The 26349-nt window shown below is 62.5% G+C and carries 18 protein-coding genes, 2 tRNA genes and 1 pseudogene; 6 read left to right on the forward strand and 15 right to left on the reverse strand.

Annotated elements, in window-relative coordinates:
• Window positions 1-335 precede the first annotated feature (335 nt).
• Together HG549_RS22830 and HG549_RS22835 are read left to right on the forward strand one after the other, a co-directional pair.
• A complete protein-coding gene (locus tag HG549_RS22830) occupies window positions 336-944 on the forward strand; it encodes a TIGR00730 family Rossman fold protein (RefSeq protein ID WP_170032994.1) in 609 nt (202 codons plus the stop codon).
• 59 nt (window positions 945-1003) lie between these two features.
• The gene (locus tag HG549_RS22835; RefSeq protein ID WP_170032996.1) at window positions 1004-5200 is read left to right on the forward strand and encodes a hypothetical protein; all 4197 of its coding nucleotides are present in this window, start codon (window positions 1004-1006) and stop codon (window positions 5198-5200) included.
• A gap of 8 nt (window positions 5201-5208) precedes the next feature.
• Here the strand turns inward: HG549_RS22835 and HG549_RS22840 are convergent, their stop codons facing one another.
• The 8 genes from HG549_RS22840 to rnr all read right to left on the reverse strand — a co-directional run bounded on the left by HG549_RS22840 (window position 5209) and on the right by rnr (window position 14952).
• Window positions 5209-7506: a YgiQ family radical SAM protein gene (locus tag HG549_RS22840; protein WP_170032998.1), complete on the reverse strand. Its 2298-nt coding sequence runs from the start codon at window positions 7504-7506 to the stop codon at window positions 5209-5211.
• Window positions 7507-7763: 257 nt separating this feature from the next.
• The gene (gene dnaB / locus HG549_RS22845; RefSeq protein ID WP_170033000.1) at window positions 7764-9161 is read right to left on the reverse strand and encodes a replicative DNA helicase; all 1398 of its coding nucleotides are present in this window, start codon (window positions 9159-9161) and stop codon (window positions 7764-7766) included.
• A 113-nt stretch (window positions 9162-9274) separates the two neighbouring features.
• The gene (rplI, locus tag HG549_RS22850; RefSeq protein ID WP_003249568.1) at window positions 9275-9721 is read right to left on the reverse strand and encodes a 50S ribosomal protein L9; all 447 of its coding nucleotides are present in this window, start codon (window positions 9719-9721) and stop codon (window positions 9275-9277) included.
• Window positions 9722-9741: 20 nt separating this feature from the next.
• A complete protein-coding gene (locus HG549_RS22855) occupies window positions 9742-10605 on the reverse strand; it encodes a hypothetical protein (protein WP_170033002.1) in 864 nt (287 codons plus the stop codon).
• Window positions 10606-10638: 33 nt separating this feature from the next.
• Entirely contained in the window at window positions 10639-10869 is a 231-nt protein-coding gene (gene rpsR, locus HG549_RS22860) for a 30S ribosomal protein S18 (RefSeq protein ID WP_003249563.1), read from the reverse strand.
• A gap of 28 nt (window positions 10870-10897) precedes the next feature.
• Entirely contained in the window at window positions 10898-11323 is a 426-nt protein-coding gene (gene rpsF / locus HG549_RS22865) for a 30S ribosomal protein S6 (protein WP_013974420.1), read from the reverse strand.
• 309 nt (window positions 11324-11632) lie between these two features.
• Entirely contained in the window at window positions 11633-12379 is a 747-nt protein-coding gene (gene rlmB / locus HG549_RS22870; protein ID WP_170033004.1) for a 23S rRNA (guanosine(2251)-2'-O)-methyltransferase RlmB, read from the reverse strand.
• Window positions 12376-14952, reverse strand: a complete 2577-nt coding sequence (gene rnr / locus HG549_RS22875; RefSeq protein WP_170033006.1) for a ribonuclease R — start codon at window positions 14950-14952, stop codon at window positions 12376-12378. Before rnr ends, rlmB begins: the two co-directional genes overlap by 4 nt.
• A 271-nt stretch (window positions 14953-15223) precedes the next feature.
• On the opposite strand from rnr, the gene HG549_RS22880 reads away from it, so the two are divergent.
• From HG549_RS22880 to HG549_RS22895, 4 genes are all read left to right on the forward strand, one after another.
• A tRNA-Leu gene (locus tag HG549_RS22880) sits at window positions 15224-15310 on the forward strand.
• Window positions 15311-15398: 88 nt separating this feature from the next.
• Window positions 15399-15485 (forward strand) — tRNA-Leu (locus HG549_RS22885).
• A 423-nt stretch (window positions 15486-15908) separates the two neighbouring features.
• The gene (locus HG549_RS22890) at window positions 15909-16922 is read left to right on the forward strand and encodes an extracellular solute-binding protein (RefSeq protein WP_170033008.1); all 1014 of its coding nucleotides are present in this window, start codon (window positions 15909-15911) and stop codon (window positions 16920-16922) included.
• Window positions 16922-18487 (forward strand): iron ABC transporter permease, encoded by a 1566-nt coding sequence (locus tag HG549_RS22895; RefSeq protein ID WP_170033009.1) that lies wholly within the window; start codon window positions 16922-16924, stop codon window positions 18485-18487. The genes HG549_RS22890 and HG549_RS22895 overlap by 1 nt, the downstream gene beginning before the upstream one ends.
• 33 nt (window positions 18488-18520) lie before the next feature.
• On the opposite strand, the gene HG549_RS22900 is transcribed toward HG549_RS22895, so the two are convergent.
• The 7 genes and pseudogenes from HG549_RS22900 to hflK all read right to left on the reverse strand — a co-directional run bounded on the left by HG549_RS22900 (window position 18521) and on the right by hflK (window position 26280).
• Window positions 18521-18991, reverse strand: coding sequence for a DUF2867 domain-containing protein (locus HG549_RS22900; protein ID WP_170033010.1), 471 nt, complete (start codon window positions 18989-18991; stop codon window positions 18521-18523).
• Window positions 18992-19164: 173 nt separating this feature from the next.
• On the reverse strand, window positions 19165-20049 hold the full coding sequence (locus tag HG549_RS26390) for a methyl-accepting chemotaxis protein (protein WP_372241585.1): 885 nt from the start codon (window positions 20047-20049) through the stop codon (window positions 19165-19167).
• A gap of 21 nt (window positions 20050-20070) precedes the next feature.
• A pseudogene (locus tag HG549_RS26395) lies at window positions 20071-20763 on the reverse strand (methyl-accepting chemotaxis protein); the annotation flags it as partial.
• A gap of 629 nt (window positions 20764-21392) precedes the next feature.
• Window positions 21393-22685, reverse strand: coding sequence for an adenylosuccinate synthase (locus HG549_RS22910; protein WP_170033012.1), 1293 nt, complete (start codon window positions 22683-22685; stop codon window positions 21393-21395).
• A 56-nt stretch (window positions 22686-22741) separates the two neighbouring features.
• On the reverse strand, window positions 22742-23929 hold the full coding sequence (locus HG549_RS22915) for an ATP phosphoribosyltransferase regulatory subunit (RefSeq protein WP_170033013.1): 1188 nt from the start codon (window positions 23927-23929) through the stop codon (window positions 22742-22744).
• Between the two features lie 300 nt (window positions 23930-24229).
• Window positions 24230-25099: a protease modulator HflC gene (hflC, locus tag HG549_RS22920; RefSeq protein ID WP_170033014.1), complete on the reverse strand. Its 870-nt coding sequence runs from the start codon at window positions 25097-25099 to the stop codon at window positions 24230-24232.
• Window positions 25099-26280 (reverse strand): FtsH protease activity modulator HflK, encoded by a 1182-nt coding sequence (gene hflK / locus HG549_RS22925; protein WP_170033015.1) that lies wholly within the window; start codon window positions 26278-26280, stop codon window positions 25099-25101. The genes hflC and hflK overlap by 1 nt, the downstream gene beginning before the upstream one ends.
• Window positions 26281-26349 lie beyond the last annotated feature (69 nt).

Genomic DNA, 26349 nt, shown 5'->3' on the forward strand with positions numbered 1-26349 from the left:
GCAGGGTTTTATCAATTGCGAGACTGCCTGAAACCGTTCAGCCCCTTGCTGATATGGGTCAAGGGGGTGTCAAGCGGTCAGCCAGTAGAATTGTTCAATCGATTGTATACAACCAATTCAAGAGCACATCATGCCCTTTTATTGGACGATGGGACAACCTCTCATTTAGGAGCAATACGAAATGACCCTAGGTAGCCTGATGAACAGCCTGCTGGCGGCCTATGCCCATGGCGCCACCGGTGCAATCTGCGAATTCTCCCGTCCGGAATGAAACCTGCCTTGGAACTGCAGGGCATGGGCCTTACCCTGTCAGCCTGAGTGACTGGAGATGAGCAATGCCCGTACGTTCCGTTTGTGTGTTCTGCGGCGCCAGCATCGGCGCCAACCCTGCCTATCGTGAAGCGGCCGTTGCGCTGGGCCAGGCGATTGCCCGCCGCGGCCTGACCCTGGTCTATGGCGGTGGCGCGGTTGGCCTGATGGGCACCGTTGCCGACGCGGCCATGGCAGCCGGTGGCGAAGTGATCGGGATCATCCCGGAAAGCCTGATGAATGCCGAAATCGGCCACAAGGGCCTCAGCCGCCTGGAAGTGGTCGACGGCATGCACGCGCGCAAGGCACGCATGGCCGAGCTGAGCGATGCGTTCATTGCCCTGCCGGGTGGGCTGGGCACGCTGGAAGAGTTGTTTGAAACATGGACCTGGGGGCAACTGGGCTATCACGCCAAGCCACTGGGCTTGCTCGATGTGGATGGCTTCTACGAGAAGCTGGGCGGGTTCCTCGACCATATCGTCGCAGAAGGCTTCGTGCGCCCACAGCATCGGGCGATGTTGCTGCTGGCGCAGCACGCCGATGAATTGCTGGACGGGATGGAGCGGTTCGAGTCGCCAGTGCTGCCAAAGTGGGTGGAGCGCGAGCGCAGCCTTGGCAATTGCATGGATAACTAACACACCAGGCCGGTTGACTGTTGCTGAACTTGAGGCCCCACCCTTCTCAGGTTCCAGCCATGAACGTCAATACGACTCCCTTCGTTCCACCCTACGCCGCGTGGAACACGCCAAGACTCGACAATATCACCCACCTGCGCGAGTACTGCACGACACTGGAGTTGCCGGAAAACTTCGGCAGACAGCAGTGGGCGGTAAAGGCGCTCGCACAGGTTGGCCAGCCAATACCGACCTCGGCAAAAGAGCTTCAAGCGTTGCACTTGCACCTGGGTGAGCTGCAGGAACTGCTGTTCGACCACCTCATCCGCCATAGCGCCGACGCTCACCCGCTGTTGAGCATCGAACAGAATCGCCTGATTGTCGACGAGATGGCCGCTGCGTTCGAACCTGGCCAGGGCATTCTGTTCGACGCCATCCTGGCAGCCTGGGGTAAAGAGCAGAATATCCCAGACAAGATTCACCAACCGGCTACGCTGCTGGCCGACGCCGAACAAGCGTCGTGCATGCGTGACCTCATGGCCCGCGTTCAGAAAGCCTTGCATTGGTTCGGCTCGGACCCCAGTGAAGCCCAGTCTCCCATTCTCTGGCTGAAACTGTTGCGCCACTGCCTGGCCTTGGCCCTGGCCCCGGACAACAACCTGCTGGGCTTCGATTTCACCAGTGCCAGCCATACGGGCATGACCATCGACGAGATCTTCACCGCGCTGGACGAGCACCTGCTCAGTAGCAAAGTGTTGACCCAGCATAGCCACCTGCCACTTGCCCGTTACTTGCTCATGCCCCGTTTCCCGGCGGCTTGGCAGATCAGCGACCTGCCAGGCGAGATGGTCTATCGCAGCAGTGCAAGCTGGGTCCATTTCCAGAGCGCCGTGAACCTCGGCGAACTGCTCAGCCCAGGCGACACTCGCCGCAAGTCGAGCACGGAAATCCTGCTGCTGCCTCACACATTGAAAAAAAGTCATCCAGTTGACTTTGTGCCGCTGTTTGACAGCGCCTCAAGCCAGCCGGTGCTGGAGTGGGCAGTGGCCAATACCAAGATTGCCGAGTCCCGCAACGAGACGTTCAGTGAAACCGATGTGAAAAAGGCGGATACTCATTTCCAGGCCTACCAGACGCAGTTGCTCGACTGCGTCGCCAAGCTTTCCACTCCCATGCCCGTGCGTTTCGAGATAGCCAAGGCGCTATTGCGCAAGTTTGACATCGACCCGGAGACGCCGTGTTATTCGACCGAGCCCATCAGGGGCGTCGGGGGTCTCACCACCTGGGACAAAACCCACTCGCGTCCTGCCTGGGAAGTCTATGTCGCCGGCGATCTCGCGACTTGGAGCCCATCGGGCAGCCGTAGCCTAGGGACATTGGGCCTGCCGGATATCAGCGACAGGTTCGAGCGTGATTTCGACACATGGCTCATCAACTTCGAAACCGCACTGAAATGGCAACTCACGGAGCTGCTCGCTCAGTTGCCTGCCTCAGAGCGTCGCTTCATCGAACAGGCTGAGCTTGAACTGTTTCAAGTGAGGGTGGCGAGTGGCCGAACGGTCACCCATGACGAGACTACGGGCATCAGCCATCTGGTCGGTCGCGCCGGGTTGCTGATGCGCGTGGTCAAATCAGGCAAACGGCGTTGCTACGAAGTGTTCCCACTGGTGGGGGAAATTGTCCGGCGTGGCGACCTTGACTTCAGCGAAGGCGGCCAGATCCACTACCCCAAGCCATTCCACGGCAACCCGTCAGGCTCGAACAGCCACTCTGGCTGGCAAGTCGGCACCCGTCAGGCGCTGGACTGGGATGCCTATCAAGGCCCGGCAGTGCCACGGAGCGGGCAGAGGTCCAGCGTCATCATCCAATCCCTCGTTCGCATCCCGGGCACGGGCCATTCCTTCAAGCAACTGCTTGACCGTTTCGCCTCGCAGGCATGCGCAACGCACTTCCTGGCAGCCACGGCCAGCCTTCGCCAGCAAGCCAGGGGCATGGCTGCAGGCGAGGCGCCGAACCGGCTGTACAGCTTGTTCAAGGCCGCGATTCCATTCTGGAAACCGGTAGAGGACCTCATCCAGGGGATAAGGGAAGACCGCCCTGGGCTGGTACGCCAAGGCATCGCAACCAGCCTGATGGACCTGATCATGATTGGCACCCCCTTGAGACAGATCGGGTCCGCCAGCCGTGTCGCCCTGCAGCAGCTGCAAACCGTTGCCCTGCGCACCCTCATCAAGGGTTCCAGGTCCGGCGTCCGCGCAGCATACATCAGCGCGCGCCTGAGTGTGCCCGACCTGACGCGGTCATTCACCCGACTGTCCATCGTCGCCAGCCACAACATTGCAGGCACGATCATCCCGTTTTACGGGCTGGTACACCTATCGGCAAGCGCAGGGCTGAAGATCCTGCAATTGACGGCAAGTGCACTTGGTCAACTGCGTACGGCCGTGAAAGCCATCCGGAAAACACTGAGCAAGGTGAACTACAGTGCTGGCATGACGCGTGTAAAGCCCAACCTCGCAGGCAACTACCCGGGGAAACAGCCTGGCTACCAATTACGGCGTGTGGAACAGCAACCACGGGTTGTCACTCAATGGGTGCACTCAAGCCAAGCGCACGCATCTGCCCGTTATCTGGTCGACCTTCACACAGCCAGACCCTACGGGCCAAGGCTCGTGGAAATCGACGACTTCGGCAGCCTGAGCCTGAGGCCGCCCGAAGTGCTGCTGATCAATACCCATGGGGCAACGGCGCAAATCGTCGACTCGTTGCCTGGCCTGTCCAAGGAATGGGTCCGCTGGGGGGACGATTTGTTCCTGAAGTCCAACGACCTACTCTACAAACGAGTGGGCATGATCCTGCAACGGGTCGAGAGAAATGCGTTGCGAAGCCAGAAACCGCTGGCGAACCTGTCCCGCTGCCGTCGCCTGCGTGGCCGTGATAAAACTATCTGCCTGATTGGCAGCGGAACGTTTCCCAGCGAGCACACCCCAGGCCGTGACGTCGTCCCGTGGTTCAACGATCGGCTAGTACGGACGCAAAACTACAAGTACGTTTTCGACGGCAAGGCATGGCAGCTGCGAAGCACGAAACAGAAACCAAAAAACAATGTACTGAGCTATGACCAGTACAACTCCACCCTGCAAGTAGAAGTAATCGGTGGCAACGATGTGTTCAAGGCCATCAGGACCCAGGGCGGCATCTACACAGGTTTCAACGAAAGCCACACGCTCTCTGCGGTGCTTGCCCCGCGTCGCTCGGATGGCATCACATTTTTGGTGACACGTGTCGACCCTGGTGTTTACTACAGCGGGCGCTGGAGCCCGGGGGACGGCGTGGTGACGCTTGCGAAGTTCAGCCCAAGGCAGCCGATTCCGCTATCACCCGATGAAAACGACACCCTCGCCTTGATCTACGCTGGCAGTTACGACGCGCATGTGAAGATCCTTCCGCTGAGCCCGCAAGAACTGAACGCCCAGTTTGCGAAAGTCACCCAACACCTGCTGAACTACCGAGGCCTGCCTCAGTTCGATGTGTTCATGACCAATCATTTCAACATGGGCACCACGGCGGCACAGGCTGCGCTGTATTGCCACTTCACCCAGCTGCGCCTGAACCGGACTACCCGCGCTGCGGCCATGTCATGGGGTACGGTGAGTCGAAACACCGCCAACGCGGACCTCGACGACATTGCCACCCAACTCAACCGGATTCTCAGCCCACGGCAACGCTACGACATTGACCGCATAACCCAACCCACAGCCATCAAGGCCATTGCCAGGCAACAGAACCTGGCTTACCTGAAACTCACCTTCAATACCACGCCCGGCACATCCGCAGTCTATTTCAGCGTGTCGGGACATGCAGGCAAACGCTTCGAAACGAAGCTTACGCGCTTCATCAAAGGGGCAGATTCGCCAAGCTTTTCCGGATGGCGGAGAGAGGGGAACGTCGCGGTCAGCCCGGACGGAACTCGCTATATCGATGCGCAACCGACCCGCGGCGACCTGAGGAAGCGCAAGCCCTCGTTTGCGCTTCCCGATACATCGACGCCGTGGAAGTTCGTCAAAAGCAGCCCGAACCCCAGGATGGGGGATTCGGAAAATCACATCATGGAAAAGCTCAAGATCGATGGCATCGACTTCGAAACCATCAGCTCAGCAACCTTGTACTCGAAACTGCCGGTCTGCCCCTCGTGCACCGAAGTGCTGTTCAAGTTGCAGAGCCTGATGCGCAACGGCAGCCTCCGGGTGTTCGAAGGCTTGCCGAATACGCACTGAACCATTGATCAGCGCGGGATCACGGGCTGGCGCGGCTTTTTACCCTTGCCGCCCTTGCCCGCTTCCTTGCGCTCTTTGGCCGCCTGCTGGTTTCGCGCAAACGCCTCGGCCTTGGCCTTTTCGCGCTTGTCCCACGGCTTGCTGCCATCACTGCCACGTGGCGGCAGGCCGGTGTGCTGGGTAAGGATCTTCTGCTCCTTGCCCACCTTGTGGCTGCCCGCCGGGGTCGAGTTCTTGCGGCGCGCGCTCTGGTAGCTGTCGGTCTGCGGCTGGTGCAGCGGGATCAGCTGGTGCTTGCCCGGCCCGATCAGGTCGGCGCGGCCCATGCGCTGCAACGCTTCACGCAGCATCGGCCAGCCCTTCGGGTCGTGATAGCGCAGGAACGCCTTGTGCAGGCGGCGCTGCTCCTCGCTCTTGACGATCTCCACGCCTTCGCTCTTGTAGGTCACCTTGCGCAGCGGGTTCTTGCCCGAGTGGTACATGGCCGTGGCCGAGGCCATCGGCGACGGGTAGAACGCCTGCACCTGGTCGGCGCGGAAGCCGTTGCCCTTCAGCCACAGGGCCAGGTTCATCATGTCTTCGTCGGTGGTGCCCGGGTGCGCGGCGATGAAGTACGGGATCAGGTACTGCTCCTTGCCCGCCTCTTTCGAGAACTTCTCGAACATGCGCTTGAAGCGGTCGTAGGTACCGATGCCCGGCTTCATCATCTTGTCCAGCGGGCCACGCTCGGTGTGCTCCGGGGCGATCTTCAGGTAGCCACCGACATGGTGGGTGACCAGCTCCTTGACGTATTCCGGCGACTCCACGGCCAGGTCGTAGCGCAGGCCCGAGGCAATCAGGATCTTCTTCACACCCGGCAGGGCACGCGCCTTGCGGTACAGCTCGATCAGCGAGCTGTGGTCGGTGTTGAGGTTCTCGCAGATACCCGGGAACACGCACGACGGCTTGCGGCAGTGCTTCTCGATGTCAGGGCTCTTGCAGGCGATGCGGTACATGTTGGCGGTCGGGCCGCCCAGGTCGGAGACCACACCGGTGAAGCCCGGCACCTTGTCGCGCATCTCCTCGATCTCGTGCAGGATCGACTCGTGCGAACGGTTCTGGATGATGCGGCCTTCATGCTCGGTGATCGAGCAGAAGGTGCAGCCACCGAAGCAGCCGCGCATGATATTCACCGAGAAACGGATCATCTCGTAGGCCGGGATGCGCTCCTTGCCATAGGCCGGGTGCGGCACGCGGGCGTAAGGCATGCCGAACACGTAGTCCATTTCCTCGGTGGTCATGGGAATGGGTGGCGGGTTGAACCACACATCCACTTCACCATGCTTCTGCACCAGGGCGCGGGCGTTGCCGGGGTTGGTTTCCAGGTGCAGCACACGGTTGGCGTGGGCATACAGCACCGGGTCGTTACGCACCTTCTCGAACGACGGCAGGCGGATAACCGACTTGTCGCGGGTCATGCGCGGGCTGTCGAGAATCTGCACCACCTTGGCTTCGTTCGGGTCTTCCACCTCGCCCTTGGCCTGCTCGATGGCGCAGGCCTGGGTGTCCTGGGTGTTGACGTACGGGTTGATGATCTTGTCCACGCGGCCCGGGCGGTCGATGCGCGTGGAGTCGATCTCGTACCAGCCCTCGGGGGTGTCGCGGCGCACGAAGGCAGTACCGCGCACGTCGGTGATGCTTTCGATCTTCTCGCCGCTGGCCAGGCGCTGAGCCACTTCGACCACTGCGCGCTCGGCGTTGCCGAACAGCAAAATGTCGGCGCTGGCGTCGATCAGGATCGAATGGCGCACCTTGTCCTGCCAGTAGTCGTAGTGGGCGATCCGGCGCAGCGAGGCTTCGATGCCACCCAGCACGATCGGCACGTGCTTGTAGGCTTCCTTGCAGCGCTGGCTATAGACCAGGCTGGCCCGGTCCGGGCGCTTGCCGGCCAGGCCGCCGGGGGTGTAGGCGTCGTCGGAACGGATCTTCTTGTCCGCGGTGTAGCGGTTGATCATCGAGTCCATGTTGCCCGCAGCCACGCCGAAGAACAGGTTCGGCTCGCCGAGCTTCATGAAGTCGTCTTTCGACTGCCAGTTCGGCTGGGCGATGATGCCCACGCGGAAGCCCTGGGCCTCCAGCAGGCGGCCGATGATGGCCATGCCGAACGACGGGTGGTCGACGTAGGCGTCGCCGGTCACGATGATGATGTCGCAGGAATCCCAGCCGAGCAGATCCATCTCCTCCCTGCTCATCGGCAGGAAAGGTGCTGGCCCGAAGCATTCGGCCCAGTACTTGGGATAGTCGTAGAGTGGTTTGGCTGCTTGCATGTCAGTGACCGGTTCTGGTGTGCAGGAAAATCGCGGGCGCGGAATATAGCACAAATTTTGACCAAATCCGACGATGGTTGTCGGATTCATGGATAGCGATGAGCAAGGTCGCGCTGTTGGAACGGCCTGTGTCGCGATCGGGCGCGACACAGGCCGCAAGCCAGCGGACCGCAATGTGCCAGCGATAACCTGGTTCGCAGGTTTTACGGCCGCTTCGCGCCCGATCGCGACACAAGGCCGCTCCTGCACGGGCCCGGTTATTCGTCGTCGTCGAAGTTGTACATGCCCGGTGCAAGGTTCTCGAAGCGGGTGTACTTGCCGATGAATGCCAGGCGTACGAAGCCGATGGGGCCGTTACGCTGTTTACCGATGATGATTTCTGCCACGCCCTTGTGCTCGGTCTCGGGGTGATACACCTCGTCGCGGTAGACGAACATGATCACGTCGGCGTCCTGCTCGATCGCACCAGACTCACGCAAGTCGGAGTTCACCGGGCGTTTGTTCGGTCGCTGTTCCAGGGAACGGTTCAGCTGCGACAGGGCGATCACCGGGCAGTTGAACTCCTTGGCCAGGGCCTTGAGCGAGCGGGAGATCTCGGAGATCTCGTTGGTACGGTTGTCACCGGCCGAACCGGGGATCTGCATCAGCTGCAGGTAGTCGACCATGATCATGGCGATTTCGCCGTGTTCACGGGCCAGGCGCCGGGTACGCGCGCGCATTTCCGAGGGGCTGATGCCGGCGGTATCGTCGATGAACAGCTTGCGGTCGTTGAGCAGGTTCACGGCCGAAGTCAGGCGCGGCCAGTCGTCGTCGTCCAGCTGACCGGAACGCACCTTGGTCTGGTCGATACGGCCCAGCGACGACAGCATACGCATGATCAGCGACTCACCTGGCATCTCGAGGGAGAACACCAGCACCGCCTTGTCGGTACGCAGTACGGCGTTCTCCACCAGGTTCATGGCGAAGGTGGTCTTGCCCATCGACGGACGGCCGGCAACGATGATCAGGTCGGCCGGCTGCAGGCCGCTGGTCTTCTCGTCCAGGTCGGTGAAGCCGGTGGAAACACCGGTGATGTCGCTGTCGGAGTTGAACAGCGTGTCGATACGGTCGATCGCCATGGTCAACAGTTCGTTGACCCCTACCGGGCCGCCGGTTTTCGGCCGCGCCTCGGCGATCTGGAAGATCTGCCGCTCGGCATCGTCGAGGATTTCTTCGGCATTGCGCCCTTGCGGGTTGAATGCATTGTCGGCGATGTCGGTACTGATGCTGATCAGCTGACGCAGGGTGGCACGCTCGCGAATGATCGCGGCGTAGGCCTTGATGTTGGCCACCGACGGGGTGTTCTTGGCCAGCTCGGCCAGGTAGGCCAGGCCGCCGACCTGCGAGGACAGGCCTTCCTTGTCCAGCTGCTCATGCAACGTGACCACGTCGAAGGGCTGGTTGGCGTCCGCCAGCTTGTGCACGGCACGGAAGATCAGGCGGTGGTCATGCCGGTAGAAATCGCCGTCCGATACCTGGTCCAGTACCCGCTCCCAGGCGTTGTTATCCAGCATCAGGCCACCGAGCACGGCCTGTTCGGCCTCGATGGAATGCGGCGGCACCTTCAGGGCTGCGGTTTGCAGGTCAAGCTGTTCGGGGGTGGTGATCTCGTTCATGGCCACGAAAGAATTCTTGAGGATGAAAAAGACAAAGGGCACGGCCTGTCAAAAACAGGACCGTGCCCGATGTTAACCGCCCGGCTCACGAGGAGCCAGCCAGTCAGCGCAGCTTAGGCAGCTACGACGACCACGCGTACGGTGGCTTCAACGTCGCTGTGCAGGTGCACGGCTACGTCGTATTCGCCAACCTGACGGATGGTGCCGTTCGGCAGACGAACTTCAGCCTTGGCCACTTCAACGCCGGAGGCGGTCAGGGCGTCAGCGATGTCGTGGGTGCCGATCGAACCGAACAGCTTGCCTTCGTCGCCAGCGGTGGCAGTGATGGTCACTTCCAGCTCGGCCAGTTGGGCAGCGCGGCTTTCAGCCGAAGCTTTCTTGTCAGCGGCTGCTTTTTCCAGCTCGGCGCGACGCTCTTCGAACGCAGCCAGGTTGGCGGCGTTGGCAACGGTGGCCTTGCCGAATGGCAGCAGGAAGTTACGGCCGTAACCAGCCTTAACCTTTACTTTGTCGCCCAGGTTGCCCAGGTTAGCGACTTTTTCCAGCAGGATCAGTTCCATTTGGTAAAACCTCTTAACTTTTAACCTTCACCGTTCGCGGAGTCATTCCCCTTGGGGGACTTGCGACCGCGAAAATCAATCAGGCTGTCGACAATGGCCAAAACCACCAGCAACGGATAAATCAGCTGCATGATCAGCGGCAACGTCACGTACATCCCCACCAGCCAGAAACCGGCCAGTCGGCCCTGCGCCACCAGCCCGTGCATCAAGGCGATGCCGGCCAGCACCAGTACCAGGCTCGAGGCCGATGCCAGGACGATGAACTGCGGCCCGATGAACGGGGCCACCACCATCACTGCCACCAAGACCGCCATGGTCTGTTTCGGCAACTTCAGGGCGCGAAACTCGCGACCGAAGCCTCCAGGGTTGTACAACGCTGCCTGCCAGTAGCGCGCCAGCACCAGGGCCAACACGCTGAACAATTGCACCGTCACTGCTGTGGAAGCGACCAGCACGGGGCGGATCAGCTCACCGGAAAGCACCGGTTGCCCTTCGATTTTCGGCATGGCTTCGGCAAACGCCTTGGCCAGCCCGTCGAAGGTTTGCGCCAGCGCCAGATCGAGCACGAGGCTGAAAGCCACGGCGAACACGGCACTGACCAGCAACACCCGGCTCCAGGGATGCTCGGCGCGCAGCAGCGCAGCCAGGCCCAGGGCACCCGCGATCACCAGGAAGGTGATCGGATCGCCCATGACCCACACGGCCAGCCCGGCCAGCAGGCCGCCGGCGATGACCGTTGTAGCATCCTTGAACCCACGCCGCAGCAACACAAGGCTGCCGGCAGCGGCACTCAACCAGAACAGCAGCGGCAATACCGCACTGATGACCACCACCAGGGTGGCCTGCACACGACCGCGCATGATGAAACTTGCTAACGCTCGCATGCTAATCCCTTACTGCTTGTCGACGACCCGGTCTCAGCGGCCGTGGCTGTCGGTGTAGGGCAGCAGGGCCAGGAAGCGGGCGCGCTTGATAGCGGTAGCCAGCTGACGCTGATAACGAGCTTTGGTACCGGTGATACGGCTTGGAACGATCTTGCCGGTTTCGGATACGTAAGCTTTCAGGGTGTTGAGATCTTTGAAGTCGATCTCTTTCACGTCTTCAGCAGTGAAGCGGCAGAATTTACGACGACGGAAGAAACGTGCCATTTAATAGGCTCCTCTAAAGGTCCGTGGATTACTCGTCAGCGTTATCGCTGGAGTCGCTGTCATTGCTGTCGTCGCCGTCGGCGGATTCAGCATGCTCAGGACGCTCACGACGCTCACGGCGCTCGCTGCGGTTTTCTTCAGCCTTCAGCATCTCGGACTGGCCGGTAACGGCTTCGTCGCGACGGATGACCAGGTTACGGATAACGGCATCGTTGTAGCGGAAGTTGTCTTCCAGCTCGGCCAGGGCCTTGCCGGTGCACTCAACGTTCAGCATCACGTAGTGAGCCTTGTGAACATTGTTGATTGCGTAGGCCAGTTGACGACGGCCCCAGTCTTCCAGGCGGTGGATCTTGCCACCATCTTCCTCGATCAGCTTGGTGTAACGCTCAACCATGCCGCCGACTTGCTCGCTCTGGTCCGGGTGAACCAGGAAGATGATTTCGTAATGACGCATGAATGCTCCTTACGGGTTAGTAGTCTGCCAGTGGATCTGGTCAGACAAGGAGTGAATGACACTGGTGTGTCTTGCCAGGGAGTAGAGGCACATGCGCACCTGCCAGCTCGGCAAGGGGCGCAATTGTAGAGAAGGCGGGACACACAAGCAAGGAAATTGGCGATTATTTGAACAGCCAGAAACATATTCACAATGTGCAAGGCCCCATTCGCGGGCACGCCCGCTCCCACAGGTTCAGCGCAGCCTTTGGCATTGCAGATTACCTGTGGGAGCGGGCGTGCCCGCGAAGAGGCCGGTACAGGCTATCGATCAGCGCTTGGCCTGCCGCTGACGCACGGCTTCAAACAGGCAAACCCCGGTCGCCACCGAGACGTTCAGGCTGCTGACGCTACCGGCCATCGGCAGCTTCACCAGGAAATCGCAATGCTCGCGGGTCAGCCGGCGCATGCCCTTGCCTTCCGCGCCCATGATCATCACCAGCGGCCCGGTCAGGTCCTGCTGGTAGATCTCCTGCTCGGCTTCGCCAGCGGTACCGACCACCCACAGGCCACGCTGCTGCAGTTTCTCCAGAGTGCGCGCCAAGTTGGTCACGGCCACCAGCGGGATCACTTCCGCCGCCCCGCAGGCCACCTTGCGCACCACCGGGGTCAGGGTTGCAGACTTGTCCTTGGGCACGATCACCGCCGTGGCACCGGCCGCATCGGCGGTACGCAGGCAGGCACCGAGGTTATGCGGGTCGGTGACGCCGTCCAGCACCAGGATCAGCGGTGGCGTTTCGCTACGCTCAAGCAGCTCCTCGAGCATCAACTCGCCCCACACCTGGCTTGGGCTCACCTCGGCAACCACGCCCTGGTGCACGCCTTCGACCCAGGCATCCAGCTCGCGACGCTCGGCCTGGCCAACCGCCACGCGGTTTTCTGCGGCCAGTGCCAGCAACGCCTGGATGCGCGGCTCGCTGCGCCCTTCCGACAGCCAGATCTGCTTGACCCGCTTCGGATGGTGCTGCAGCAATGCCTGCACGGCGTGCACGCCGTAGATCTTTTCCAGCTGACTCATGACTTGTTCTTGCTCTTGCGTGGCGCGCCGGACTTCGACGGGCCTTTACGGTGCTTGGTCGGCTTGCCAGAGGCCTTGCCGCCCTTGTCCGACTTGCTGCCGGCATGGCCGCTGCTGCGCGCCTCGCTCATCAGCGCCTTCTTCATTTCGCGGCTCTTGCGCACTTCGGCGTTACGCTGCACGGCGTCCTTCGGGAAGTACGCCTCGGCGGTCTCGCTCTTGCGGCTGCGCGGCTTCGGCGTGGCCTTGGCCTCGACCGGAGCCTGCTCGGCCTGGCCGGCAGCCGGTGCGGCGCCACGCTGCTTGCGGCCGATCGGCGCGGCAAGGGTGCTTTCCGACACTTCGAAATCGATCTTGCGCTCGTCCAGGTCGACGCGCATGACCTTGACCTCGATCGTGTCGCCCAGGCGGAAGCTGCGCCCGGTGCGTTCGCCGGACAGGCGGTGGTGCACCGGGTCGAAGTGGTAGTAGTCACCCGGCAGCGCACTGACGTGCACCAGGCCTTCTACATAGATATCGGTCAGTTCGACGAACAGGCCGAACCCGGTCACTGCGGTGATCACGCCCGGGAAGGTCTCGCCCACGCGGTCTTTCATGAACTCGCACTTGAGCCAGTTGACCACGTCACGGGTGGCTTCATCGGCCCGGCGCTCGGTCATCGAGCACTGCTCGCCGAGTTGCTCGAGGGTGTTCTCGTCATACGGGTAGATACGCGCCTTGGGGATGCTCATGGCGCCGGCACGCTTGACGTGCGGGGTATCGACCCGGGACCGGATGATGCTGCGGATGGCGCGGTGCACCAGCAGGTCCGGATAGCGACGAATCGGCGAGGTGAAGTGGGTGTACGCCTCGTAGTTCAGGCCAAAGTGGCCGTTGTTTTCGGTGCTGTACACCGCCTGGCTCAATGAGCGCAGCATCACGGTCTGGATCAGGTGGAAGTCCGGGCGCCCGGCGATGCTTGCCAGCAGGGCCTGGTAATCCTTCGGCGACGGGTCCTTGCCCTTGTGCAGGGTCAGGCCCAGCTCGCCGAGGAAGGCGCGCAGCTTTTCCAGGCGCTCTGGCGGCGGGCCGTCGTGCACGCGGTACAACGCAGGCACGCCATGCTTCTGCAGGAACTCGGCGGTGGCCACGTTGGCCGCCAGCATGCACTCCTCGATCAGCTTGTGGGCATCGTTGCGCACGGTCGGGCGGATTTCCGCGATCTTGCGCTCGTCGCCGAAGATGATGCGGGTTTCCTGGGTCTCGAAGTCGATCGCGCCCCGGGTGTGGCGGGCAGCTACCAGTACCTTGTACAGGTTGTACAGGTTCTTCAGGTCCGGCACGACTGCCTTGTACTCCTCGCGCAGCGCCTTGCCCTCACGGGTGCGGGAGTGCTCGAGCATGCTGCTGACCTTGTTGTAGGTCAGGCGGGCGTGGGAGTGGATGACACCTTCATAGAACTGGTAGTCGACCATCTGGCCGGCCTTGTTCATGGTCATTTCGCAGACCATGGCCAGGCGATCGACATGCGGGTTCAGCGAACACAGGCCGTTCGACAGCTCCTCGGGGAGCATCGGCACCACGCGCTCGGGGAAGTACACCGAGTTGCCGCGCTGCTGGGCTTCGACGTCCAGGGCCGAGCCCAGGCGCACGTAGCTGGACACGTCGGCGATGGCCACATAAAGGCGCCAGCCGCCGGAGAACAGACGCAGCTTGCCCAGTGGTTCGCAATACACCGCATCGTCGAAGTCGCGGGCGTCCTCGCCGTCGATGGTAACGAACGGCAGGTGGCGCAGGTCGACACGCTTCTCCTTGTCCTTCTCTTCGACTTCGGAGCGGAACTTGCGCGCTTCCTTGATCACTTCCTTGGGCCAGACGTGCGGGATGTCGTAGCTGCGCAGGGCAACGTCGATTTCCATGCCCGGCGCCATGTAGTTGCCGATGACTTCGACCACATCGCCTTGCGGCTGGAAGCGCGGGGTTGGCCAGTGGGTGATCTTGATCTCGACGAACTGGCCGATCTTCGCGCCACCATTGCGCCCGGCGGTGACCAGTACTTCCTGCTGGATCTTCGGGTTGTCCGGGGTCACGTAGCCGATGCCGCCTTCTTCGAAGTAACGGCCGACCACGCTTTCGTGGGCACGGGAAATGATCTCGACCAGCACGCCTTCGCGGCGGCCACGGCGATCGACGCCAGACACGCGGGCCAGGCCGCGGTCGCCATCGAACACCAGGCGCATCTGCGCCGGGCTGAGGAACAGGTCTTCGCTGCCGTCATCGGGGATCAGGAAGCCGAAGCCGTCACGGTGGCCGGAGACGCGGCCGCAGATCAGGTCCAGCTTGTCCACCGGGGCATAAGTGCCGCGCCGGGTATAGATAAGCTGGCCGTCACGTTCCATGGCGCGCAGGCGGCGGCGCAGGGCTTCGATCTGGTCTTCGTCGTGAAGACCGAACTCGGCCGCCAGCTCCTCGCGCGCGGCCGGTTCGCCACGGTCGGCAAGGCGCTGCAGGATCAGCTCACGGCTGGGAATGGGGTTGTCGTATTTTTCCGCTTCGCGAGCGGCCTCGGGATCGAGGGATTGCCAATCGGCCATCAGAAGGGGTTCACCTTGGGGTATATAGATAGGAATTCTGGCATAGGCGTATTGAAACCGGAAATGTCAGCCTTGGACAGCCCCACCGGCACCTCCGGCGGGCAGGAATAGGCCTGCGGAATCAACAAGTTGAATTTTTTGAAATTTTTTTTGCTCAGGGGGTTTACAGCCCCCCGGACCGTCCGTATAGTGCGCACCACAACGACGGACAACCCCGAAGTTGTAGTAGAGATGAACGACGCTGTAAAGCATCTTTTAATCTCGAATGTGTGCCCAGGTGGCGGAATTGGTAGACGCGCTGGTTTCAGGTATCAGTGGCTTAACGGCCGTGGAAGTTCGAGTCTTCTCCTGGGCACCAAATATTTTCAAGTAACAGATGACCAAGGATCTGTTACTACTGTGTGAAAGCGAACGATAGTCGCCTTCTGCAGATGATGTAAAGCTTTGCCCAGGTGGCGGAATTGGTAGACGCGCTGGTTTCAGGTATCAGTGACTTAACGGTCGTGGAAGTTCGAGTCTTCTCCTGGGCACCATACAAAAACCCACTAGCTTGCTAGTGGGTTTTTTCTTGCCTGCGATTTTTGTGTCGCCCTCTCCTGCCGGGATTGCTCTGGCGCCAGTGAGATCGAGCGCCGCCCGCGCGGCGCATCGCGAATAAATTCGCTCCTACATTTGTTGCAACGTGCCGAACCTGTTACGCCATGGTTGTCAGCCTTGGTGCACGTCTTGAGTCTTGCAAGCCAGCTGGCAACCATGGGCTCACAGGCATGGCCACGTTGCAACAAACGTAGGAGCGAATTTATTCGCGATGCGCCGCGCGGGCGGCGCTCGATCTCACAGGCGCCAAAAGGCCCAAGGCGATCTGCCCCATGAATTTCTCCTCATCCGGCCACTTGAGAAACGATTTCGTTTACCATTGTTTCCAAATATGTAGCCGTAAGCGAGGAAGTACCCGCATGACGATCCGCCCGCAACCGCTGATGCGTACCTTGGCCGCCGCCGTGCTGAGCCTGGTCATCGGCGCTCCGGCCGCCATGGCAGATGCACCGGTCACCCTGACCATGTACAACGGCCAGCACAAGGAAATCGGCGAAGCCATCGCCAAGGCCTACGAGGCCAAGACCGGTATCCACATCAATATTCGCAAGGGCAGCAGCAACCAGCTGGCCAGCCAGATCATCGAGGAAGGCGACCGCTCGCCGGCCGATATCATCTACACCGAAGAATCGCCGCCACTGAACAACCTGGGCGAGCTGGGCCTGCTGGCGAAGATCGACGATGCCACGCTGAACATGCTGCCCAAGGAGTACGTTGGCGCCAACGGCACCTGGATGGGCGTCACTGCACGTACCCGGGTCGTCGTGTACAACCCGAAGAAGATCGACGAGAAAGACCTGCCAACCACCGTCATGGATTTTGCCGGCCCTGAATGGGATGGCCGCGTCGGCTATGTACCCACCAGCGGCGCATTCCAGGAACAGGCCGTGGCCATCCTGAAGATGCACGGGCGCGAAGCCACCGAAGAATGGCTCACCGGCCTGAAAGCCTTCGGCAAGACCTACACCAACAACATGGTCGCCCTGAAGGCCGTGGAAAAAGGCGAAGTCGCTGCCGTACTGGTGAACAACTACTACTGGTATGCACTGGAACGCGAGCGCGGCAAGCTCGATTCCAGGCTGTACTACCTGGCCGATGGCGATGCCGGCAACCTGGTAACCATCTCCGGTGCTGCAGCGGTCAAGGCCAGCAAGCACCCGAAGGAAGCCCAGGCCCTGCTCAACTGGATGGCCAGCGAAGAAGGCCAGCGGGTGATCACCCAGACCACCGCCGAGTACCCGCTGCACAAGGGCATGGTTTCCGACCGTGGCCTGAAGCCGTTCGAAGAGCTGCGCCCGCCAAAGATCTCGCCGGCGGACCTGGGCAATGCCGAGGAAGCCATCGAGCTTGAACGCGAGGTCGGCCTGCTCTGATGACTGCCGCCCTGTCCGAGCCGGTACCGGTACGCTTCGTACCGCGCCGCAAGCGCCCTTCCGTCTGGGTGGTGCTGCCTGTGCTGTTCCTGGTGGCAATGAGCTTGCTGCCATTGGCCTATGTCGCCATCAAAGCCTGGGAAGCCGGCTGGCGCGAAGCCTTGCACCTGCTGTGGCGGCCGTTTGTCTGGGGGCTGATGCGCAACACCCTGATGCTGATGGTCGGGGTGACGCTGGCCTGCATGGTGGTCGGCCTGGCCCTGGCCTGGTTGCTGGAGCGCAGCAACCTGGTCGGGCGCAGGCTGTGGGGCGTGGTGCTGTGCCTGCCGTTCGCCGTACCGTCGTTCGTCAGCAGCTTCACCTGGGTATCGCTGAGCTCGGACTTCGAAGGCCTGGGCGGGGCGATCCTGGTCATGGCCCTGTCCAAGTACCCGCTGGTGTTCCTGCCGGTGGCGGCGACCCTGCGCAACCTCGATACCTCGCTGGAGGAATCGGCACGCACCCTCGGTTGCAGCCGCTGGGGCGTATTCGTCAAGGTCACCCTGCCGCTGCTGTGGCCATCGATGCTCGGCGGTGCGCTGTTGATTGCCCTGCACATGCTGGTGGAGTTCGGCGCGCTGTCGATTCTCGGCCTGCAGACCTTCACCACGGCGATCTACCAGCAGTTCGAACTGGAGTTCAGCAATGCCAATGCGGCCATGCTCTCGGCAGTACTGCTGGCGCTGTGCCTGGTGATGCTGTGGCTGGAATTGCGCGTGCGCGGCAAGGCCCGCCACGTGCGCATCGGCCAGGGCGTGGCACGCCGCGCGCAGCCGGTGCGGCTACGCGGCTGGGCCGTACTGGCGCAGCTGTTCTGTGTCGCCCTGGCAGTGCTGGGCAGCGGCATTCCGCTGGCCATGCTCGGCTACTGGCTGAGCGTGGGCTCATCAGCGGCCTTCCCGGTAGCGGCCATCTCCAAGGCGCTGTTCACCTCACTGTCGGTGTCGCTTGGTGGTGCCGGCTTCTGCGTGCTCCTGGCACTGCCGATCAGCTTCCTGGTGGTGCGCTACAAAGGCCGCCTGGCAATCTGGGCCGAACGCCTGCCGTACCTGCTGCACGCCCTGCCCGGCCTGGTGATTGCCCTGACCCTGGTGTTTTTCGCCCTGCACTATGTACCGGCGCTGTACCAGACCACGGCCTTGTTGCTGCTCGCCTACGCGCTGCTGTTCCTGCCACTGGCCCAGTCGCCTGTGCGTACTGCGTTGAACAAGGCTTCGCCGACGCTGGAGGAAGCCGCACGCACCTTGGGCGCGAACAGCTTTGCCGCGTTCTGCCGGGTGACCTTGCCGATCATCTTCCCGGCCATGGCAGCGGCCTTTGCGCTGGTGTTTCTGGATGCCATGAAGGAATTGACCGCGACATTGCTGCTCAGCCCTACCGGCATGACCACCTTGGCCACCGAGGTGTGGGCCCATACCGCCAACGTCGAGTTCGCGGCAGCAGCGCCTTACGCGGCACTGCTGATCGTGGTGTCAGGGTTGCCGGTTTACCTGCTGACTACGCGGATGTATCTGAACAAGGCGTAACCTGCTTCGCGGGGCTTGCCCGCGAAACGGCCTTCAGGCGATGTTGCGCAGCATGCGCCGCACGATAGGCCCGTGAGCCTTGCCGACCGGCAGCATGTAGAGGCGGCCGAACCTGTTGAAGCACTGCACCGAGGTGGTAACGCGCAAGTGTTGCCGCCCCTGCCCCGCTTCAGCCAGGTCCAGGCTCACCATTACCGCCAGGTGCGTGTCGCGCGAAGTCAGCACCAGTTGCCGGTCACTGATCGCCTCGACAGTGAAGAAATCCAGAAGCTCGCCCACGGCCGGCACCTGCTCGGGCCTGCGTGACGAGAAACCGTGGATGGCGGCAACATGGAACCGCCGCGAGATGCCATCGCGCAGGCGGAAGGCCACGGCCAGCCAGCCCGGAACGTGCGAGGTCATGGCGCAGTAGGCCTGGAAGGCGGTCATTGGCGCAGTGACGACGGTGCCATCGCAATGAAGAAAATCCAGCTCCGCCGGGGCGGCAACCAGTTGCGCAGACATGAACAACTCCCTTTGCCATCTGTCGCCGCCATCATAGCAACGCAGCCCCTTGTAGGAGCGGCCTTGTGTGCGATGGGCTGCGCAGCAGCCCAGGATATCGACGCCAACGCACAAATCGCCGGGGCTGCTGCGCAGCCCATCGCGACGCAAGGCCCGCTCCTACAGCGATCGCATCAGGCCCTGAACTGGCCCAGGCTTGCCCGCAGTTGCGCGGCCAGGTCATCCAGTACCTTGCTGCTGGCCGTGGTCTGCATCACCACCTCGGCCGAGCGCTCGGCCTGTGCATGGATGTTCTCCACCCGCCCGCGTACCGCCTGTGCGCCATGGGCCTGCTGTTCGGCGGCCCGGGTCGCCAGGCCGATCGCCGCATGCACCTGCTCGACCGCCACCTGCACCGACTGCTGGCGGCGCTCGTTGTCGCGCAGCACCAGCAGCCCTTCGCTGGCCTTGAGCCCGGCCTGGCTGATGGTCGCCACGGCTTCCTTCGCACCTTTCTGCAAGGCGGCGATATGCGCCTGGATGTCACCGGTGGAGCTTTGCGTCTTGCTCGCCAATGCCCGCACTTCATCAGCCACAACGGCAAACCCGCGCCCGGTCTCGCCCGCCCGGGCAGCCTCGATGGCAGCGTTGAGGGCCAACAGGTTGGTCTGTTCGGCAATACCGTGGATCACCGTCAGCACCACTTCAATCTGTTCACTCTGCTTGGCCAGCCGCTCGATCACCTGCGAGCCGGTCTCCACCTGCTCGGCCAGGTTCTCGATCAAGCCGGCCAGCTGGGTCGAAGTGCGGCTGTTTTCATTGGTGGCCTGGCGGATATCCACGACTTGCTGCAGCGCCGCCTGCATCGCATGGCTTTCGGCCTGGGCTTCATCAGCCATGCTCGACAGGTCGCGCAGGCTGGCCGCCACTTCATCGCGCTGCAACGCAGCGGCGGCATCGGCGCCCGCATTGCGCTGGGCCATCGCGCCGATCTCGACCCCGGTACGCTGGGCCACCTCGCCGGCCTCGCGCACGATGGGTTGCAGCTTGTCGACGAAGCGGTTTACCGCCGAGGCCATGTCGCCGATTTCGTCACGGCTGTCCAGCGGCACGCGCTTGGTGAGGTCGCCTTCGCCGGCCGCCAGGTCATCGAGCGCAGCAATCAACAGGCGCAGCTTGCTCAGCACCCGACGGCCAAGCACCACGGCCACCACCAACAGAACGCCCAGCCCCACCAGCACCAGGCCCAGGCCGATCCGCCAGCGCAGCTCGGCGGCGGCATCGCGCACGGTCTGGGCGGTGTTGGCCTGCATGGCAGCAGCACTGCCCTGCGCCTTTTCCAGGCGCTCACGCAGGGTCTTGCCACTGTCGGCAGCCGCACCGACCAGGCTATCGCCAACCAGCTGCTCGCCGCTGGCGATCAGGGCGGTGAAGCGCTGGTCGAGGGCCTTGAGCTCCTGATCGATGCCGGCCGTGGAAACGCCCATGATCACCTTGCCGATTTCTGCGCCATTGGGGCTGATCGAGGCTTCGACGAAGTACACCGCCGGGTCACGTCGGGCGGCATCGATCACCTTGTCCAGCGCGCGCTCGCCTTGGCCTTTGTCCATCAACGCCTGGTTGATCGGGTTTTGCCGGTTCAGGTAGCGGGTCAGGTGTTGGCCCTGGGCATCGTCATACACCACGAACAACACGTTGGGGTTGCGCTGGGCGCGCCGGGCAAAGTCCGAGAGCACCGGTACATCGTTGTCCCAGATCGCACGCGGGGCCACCGAGGCCAGCAGCTGGGCCATGTCGTTGGTGGAGTCCTTGAGGTTCTTTTCCAGGGTACCGCGCAGTTGCTGCTGTTCGCTTTGCAGGCGTGCCGACAACCCTGCACTCAGGCGCTGGCGGGTGCTGCTGGACAGGCTGTCGAGGCCCGAGCGGACATCTTGCCCGGCTTGCTCGAGGTCGCCGGCGAGTTCGCGACTGTCGTTGCCCAGGCGCTCGCCCAGTTCGGCCTCCAGGGCCGTGACCGTGCTGCGGGTGAGCGCAACGGCCACCAGCACCTGCACCAAAAGAGCGATACCAAGGGCAACAAACACAGGCCGCAAAAGGCGGCTTCGTAACAGTGAGAGGATGGCAGACACGGTGTAACCCTCGTGTATTCTGGCGCCACTACTTTGATGGCATCTTCAGAAGCTTCTTACAGCAAGGGTTGTGCCGGGGGCAGCAGGGATAAGTGCCAAGGTTTAGCAATGGGTTTTCCTGTACCGGCCTCTTCGCGGGCTTGCCCGCTCCCACAGGGACCCCGCACATTCTGAAATTTGTGGAGGCTCTGTGGGAGCGGGCAAGCCCGCGAAGAGGCCGGTTCAGGAAAGCACAAATGAAAACGCCGCAGCCCCTTTCAGGGCCACGGCGTCAGATCAGCCTGGAAGGCAGATCAGGCGAACGGATGACGCAGCACGATGGTCTCGTTGCGGTCCGGGCCGGTGGAGATGATGTCGATCGGCGCACCGATCAGCGCTTCGATGCGCTTGATGTAGGCACGCGCATTGGCTGGCAGTTCTTCCAGGGTTTTGGCGCCCAGGGTCGACTCGCTCCAGCCTGGCATCTCTTCGTACACCGGCTCCAGGCCGATGTAGCTGTCGGCATCGGAAGGCGCGTCGATGACGGCACCGTTCTCGTTCTTGTAGCCCACGCAGATGTTGATGGTTTCCAGGCCGTCCAGTACGTCCAGCTTGGTCAGGCAGATGCCCGAGATGCTGTTGACGTCGATGGCGCGACGCAGGATGACGGCATCGAACCAGCCGCAACGACGGGCACGGCCAGTGGTGGAACCGAACTCGTGGCCACGCTTGGCCAGGGTAGCGCCAGTCTCGTCGAACAGTTCGGTCGGGAACGGACCGGAACCCACGCGAGTGGTGTAGGCCTTGGTGATGCCGAGGATGTAGTCGAGGTACATCGGGCCAACGCCGGAACCGGTGGAGATACCGCCAGCGGTAGTGTTGGAGCTGGTAACGTACGGGTAGGTACCGTGGTCGATGTCCAGCAGCGAACCCTGGGCGCCTTCGAACATGATGTCCTTGCCGGCGCGGCGCAGGTTGTGCAGCTCGGCAGTGACGTCGAGCATCATCGGCTTGAGCTGTTCGGCGTAGGCCATGCACTCGTCCAGGGTCTGCTGGAAGTCGATGGCCGGCTCTTTGTAGTAGTTCACCAGCTGGAAGTTGTGGTAGTCCAGCAGCTCACCCAGCTTGGCAGCGAAACGCTCGCGGTGGAACAGGTCGCCGACGCGCAGGCCGCGACGTGCGACCTTGTCTTCGTAGGCTGGGCCGATACCGCGGCCGGTGGTGCCGATCTTGGCTTCGCCACGGGCTTTTTCGCGGGCCTGGTCCAGGGCCACGTGGTACGACAGGATCAGCGGCGCAGCCGGGGAAATGCGCAGGCGCTCACGCACCGGTACGCCCTTCTCTTCCAGCTTGGTGATCTCACGCATCAGCGCGTCCGGTGCAACGACCACGCCGTTGCCGATCAGGCACTGTACGCCTTCACGCAGGATGCCCGAGGGAATCAGGTGCAGAACGGTCTTTTCACCATTGATCACCAGGGTGTGACCCGCGTTGTGGCCACCCTGGTAGCGCACTACGGCGGCAGCATGTTCGGTCAGCAGATCGACGATCTTGCCTTTGCCCTCATCACCCCACTGGGTGCCCAGGACGACGACATTCTTACCCATTACATTGGTCCTCATTCACGCAAACTTGGTTGTCGGCCTGTTGCCGACGCAGAAACTCACTGGGTCAGCGGCAGAACCTGCCAGCGCCCGTCTTGCTGAATCAATTGCCGATCACAATCCGCTTCGAGGGCAGCACTCAACGGCTGGCCAGGCAGAGCCTGGACCACACGCTGGCCCTCGTTGCGCAACTGGCAGACTTGCTGCCAGAGGGCCGCATCGCCACTGTCCGGCATCCAGATGCCGCCAGCTGGCAATACGACCTCCGCTCGCCCCAGTGTGACCAGGGTCTTCAAATCCGTGGAGAAACCGGTAGCCGGGCGCGCCCGGCCAAAGTCGGCGCCGATGTCGTCGTAGCGCCCGCCCTGGGCGATCGATTGGCCTTCGCCAGGCACGAACACGGCAAACACCACGCCAGTGTGGTAGTGGTAACCGCGCAGTTCGCCGAGGTCGAAGTACAGCGGCAGGTCGGGGAAGCGCGACGCCAGGCGATCGGCGATCGCCAGCAGGTCGTCCAGCGCCGCCAGCACGCTGGCCGGGGCACGGCCCAGGCGCACGCGGGCGTCAGCCAGTACTTCACGCCCACCGCACAGCTCGACCAGCGCGCGCAGCATGTTGCCCAGGTCTTTCGGCAGGTCGGCGGTCAACGCCTGGACCTCATCGACGGCCTTGCGCTGCAGGGCGTCGAACAGCTGCTGCTCGACTGCACCAGACAGGCCGGCAGCACGGGCCAGGCCGCGGTAGATACCGACGTGGCCGAGGTCCATGTGCACATCCGGCACGTCGGCCAGTTGCAGCGTGGCGAGCATCAGGCTGATGACTTCGACATCGCTGGTAGGGCTGGCATCGCCGTACAGCTCGGCACCCAGCTGGATCGGGCTGCGCGAGGTGGACAGGGCACGCGGCTGGGCGTGCAGCACGCTACCGGCATAGCACAGGCGGCTCGGGCCTTCACGACGCAGGGTGTGGGCATCGATGCGTGCCACCTGCGGGGTGAAGTCGGCGCGGAAGCCCATCAGGCGGCCGGACTGCGGGTCCACCACCTTGAAGGTGCGCTGATCCAGGTCCTGGCCGGCGCCGGTGAGCAGCGACTCCAGGTACTCGATATGCGGGGTGACGACCAGTTCGTAGCCCCAACTCTGGAACAGGTCCAACACCTGGCGGCGCGCGATTTCGATGCGCGCAGCTTCAGGTGGCAGTACTTCCTCGATGCCATCTGGCAGCAGCCAGCGGTCTACCGTTGCCATTACGCCATTTCCCCTCTGGTCCGGGTGGCTTGCCAGCAGGCGAGCCGTCAGTAAAGCCGGTATCGCGCACAGCAGCGGGCAGCACTGATCCCAGCGCAGCCACCGTACCCGATACCCTCGAATTGCCATGCGACCTGACCAAACCGTCAACTGGCGGTTTGCCAATCAACCTTGCAGACGCAAAAAAGCCGGGAAATTTCCCGGCTGCCTCATCATACACCCCTTTTCCATCAGGATGCACCCCGCCAGGCGTTTTAGCTGCCAGGCGGGGGCCGCTGCACTGGAATCAGGGCCTGAGCATCACGGCTTGCTCTTGTCCAGGAAGCGGAAGAACTCGTTCTTCGGGTCCAGGACCAGCACGTCGCTCTTGCTCGAGAAGCTCTCGCGGTAGGCCTGCAGGCTACGGTAGAACGCATAGAAATCGGCGTCCTGGGTGTAGGCCTTGGCGTAGATGGCGGCCGCCTGGGCGTCGCCGTCACCGCGGGTTTCCTCTGCCTCGCGATAGGCCTCGGCCAGCAGTACACGACGCTGACGGTCGGCATCGGCACGGATACCCTCAGCCAGCTCGTTACCCTTGGCGCGGTGCTCGCGGGCTTCACGCTCACGCTCGGTGCTCATGCGATCGAACACGCTGCGGTTGACTTCCTTCGGCAGGTCGATGGCCTTGACGCGTACGTCGACCACCTCGATACCCAGCTCCTTGGCGGCCATGCGGTTGAGCGATGCAGTGATGTCAGCCATCAGCGCGTCACGTTCACCGGAAACCACCTCGTGCAGGGTACGTTTACCGAACTGGTCACGCAGGCCGCTTTCCAGGCGACGCGACAGACGCTCGTCGGCAATCTGCTTCATGCCGGAGGTAGCGGTATAGAAGCGCTCGGCATCCTTGACGCGCCACTTGGCGTAGGCGTCGACCATCACCGCTTTCTTTTCCAGGGTCAGGAACCGCTGGGTCGGGGCGTCGAGGGTCATCAGGCGGGCGTCGAACTTGCGTACCTGGTTCACGTACGGAATCTTCACGTGCAGGCCCGGCTGGACATCCGCCTGGACTACCTTACCGAAGCGCAGCATTACCGCACGCTCGGTCTGCGACACGATATAGAAGCTGTTCCAGGCAACGATGGCCAGGACCACGGCGGCGATCAGGGCGATCAGCGATCGGTTGCTCATCAGCGGCTCTCCCTAGTGCGCAGCGGCTGCTGTTGCTGTTGCAGGTCCTGCGCCGCACGGGCGGCCGCATCGTTGACCGATGGCGACACGCTGGTGGTTGGCGCGGACGGGTTGCGGCTGCCTTCGACCATCTTGTCCAGCGGCAGGTAGAGCAGGTTGTTCTGCCCGTCCTTGGTTGCCACCATGACCTTGCTCGAATTGCTGTAGACCTCCTGCATGGTCTCCAGGTACAGGCGCTGACGGGTCACGTCAGGAGCCTTGCGGTACTCGGCAACCAGCTTGGTGAAGCGGTCGGCCTCACCCTTGGCACGGGCAATGACTTCGTCACGGTAACCGTTGGCATCCTCGATGATGCGCTGGGCCTGGCCACGCGCTTCCGGCACCACGCCGTTGGCGTAGGACTCGGCCTGGTTGCGCGCACGCTGCTCGTCTTCACGGGCACGGATCACGTCGTCGAAGGCCTCCTGCACTTCACGCGGGGCTGCCGCGCTCTGCACGTTGACCTGGGTAACGGTGATACCCGTGCGGTAGTTGTCGAGGAAGCGCTGCAGGCGTTCGCGGATATCCACGGCCATCTGCTCGCGGCCCTCGGTCAGCACCTGGTCCATCGAGGTGGAACCCACCACGTGGCGCAGGGCGCTTTCGGTCGCGTGCTGCAGGCTCACCTCAGGCTGGTCGACGTTGAGCACGAAGTCCTGCAGGTTGCTGATCTTGTACTGCACAGTCAGCGGCACCTCGACGATGTTCTCGTCTTCGGTCAGCATCTGGCCCTGCTTGGTGTAGGCACGCTCACGCGTGACGTTTTCCATGTACTTGCGATCGATCGGCGGGAAGTAGATGTTCAGGCCAGGACCGACCGTTTCATAGTACTTGCCGAAGCGCAGCACCACGGCCTGCTCCTGCTCGTCGACGACATAGACGGCGCTGTACAGCCAGATGGCCGCCAGTACCGCCAGGCCGATGCCCAGCAGGCCCAGGCCACCGCCCTTGCCGACATTGCGGTCGCCGCCGCCACGTTTCTTGCCACTGCCGAACATGCCGTTCAGGCTGTCCTGCAATTTGCGGAAGGCCTCGTCCAGATCCGGCGGACCTTTCTTGTCACCACCGCCGCCACCGCCACCACGGCGGCCGCCCCAGGGATCCTGATTGTTCGAGTTGCCACCCGGCTCGTTCCAAGCCATAGCGCTCTCCATCTGATAAAGCAAAGACGCGCCCACGGCGCGCCGTCCAATGCTACAGAATGCCTGTCA

Source organism: Pseudomonas sp. SK (assembly GCF_012975065.1).
GTDB classification, from domain to species: Bacteria; Pseudomonadota; Gammaproteobacteria; order Pseudomonadales; family Pseudomonadaceae; genus Aquipseudomonas; species Aquipseudomonas anuradhapurensis.

Excerpts from the sequence above, each read along its gene's own strand:
- HG549_RS22830 (WP_170032994.1), top strand. The coding sequence starts at position 336 with ATGCCCGTACGTTCCGTTTGTGTGTTCTGCGGCGCCAGCATCGGCGCC.
- HG549_RS22835 (WP_170032996.1), top strand. The coding sequence starts at position 1,004 with ATGAACGTCAATACGACTCCCTTCGTTCCACCCTACGCCGCGTGGAAC.
- HG549_RS22840 (WP_170032998.1), bottom strand. The coding sequence starts at position 7,506 with ATGCAAGCAGCCAAACCACTCTACGACTATCCCAAGTACTGGGCCGAA.
- dnaB (WP_170033000.1), bottom strand. The coding sequence starts at position 9,161 with ATGAACGAGATCACCACCCCCGAACAGCTTGACCTGCAAACCGCAGCC.
- rplI (WP_003249568.1), bottom strand. The coding sequence starts at position 9,721 with ATGGAACTGATCCTGCTGGAAAAAGTCGCTAACCTGGGCAACCTGGGC.
- HG549_RS22855 (WP_170033002.1), bottom strand. The coding sequence starts at position 10,605 with ATGCGAGCGTTAGCAAGTTTCATCATGCGCGGTCGTGTGCAGGCCACC.
- rpsR (WP_003249563.1), bottom strand. The coding sequence starts at position 10,869 with ATGGCACGTTTCTTCCGTCGTCGTAAATTCTGCCGCTTCACTGCTGAA.
- rpsF (WP_013974420.1), bottom strand. The coding sequence starts at position 11,323 with ATGCGTCATTACGAAATCATCTTCCTGGTTCACCCGGACCAGAGCGAG.
- rlmB (WP_170033004.1), bottom strand. The coding sequence starts at position 12,379 with ATGAGTCAGCTGGAAAAGATCTACGGCGTGCACGCCGTGCAGGCATTG.
- rnr (WP_170033006.1), bottom strand. The coding sequence starts at position 14,952 with ATGGCCGATTGGCAATCCCTCGATCCCGAGGCCGCTCGCGAAGCGGAA.
- HG549_RS22890 (WP_170033008.1), top strand. The coding sequence starts at position 15,909 with ATGACGATCCGCCCGCAACCGCTGATGCGTACCTTGGCCGCCGCCGTG.
- HG549_RS22895 (WP_170033009.1), top strand. The coding sequence starts at position 16,922 with ATGACTGCCGCCCTGTCCGAGCCGGTACCGGTACGCTTCGTACCGCGC.
- HG549_RS22900 (WP_170033010.1), bottom strand. The coding sequence starts at position 18,991 with ATGTCTGCGCAACTGGTTGCCGCCCCGGCGGAGCTGGATTTTCTTCAT.
- HG549_RS26390 (WP_372241585.1), bottom strand. The coding sequence starts at position 20,049 with ATGGCCTCGGCGGTAAACCGCTTCGTCGACAAGCTGCAACCCATCGTG.
- HG549_RS22910 (WP_170033012.1), bottom strand. The coding sequence starts at position 22,685 with ATGGGTAAGAATGTCGTCGTCCTGGGCACCCAGTGGGGTGATGAGGGC.
- HG549_RS22915 (WP_170033013.1), bottom strand. The coding sequence starts at position 23,929 with ATGGCAACGGTAGACCGCTGGCTGCTGCCAGATGGCATCGAGGAAGTA.
- hflC (WP_170033014.1), bottom strand. The coding sequence starts at position 25,099 with ATGAGCAACCGATCGCTGATCGCCCTGATCGCCGCCGTGGTCCTGGCC.
- hflK (WP_170033015.1), bottom strand. The coding sequence starts at position 26,280 with ATGGCTTGGAACGAGCCGGGTGGCAACTCGAACAATCAGGATCCCTGG.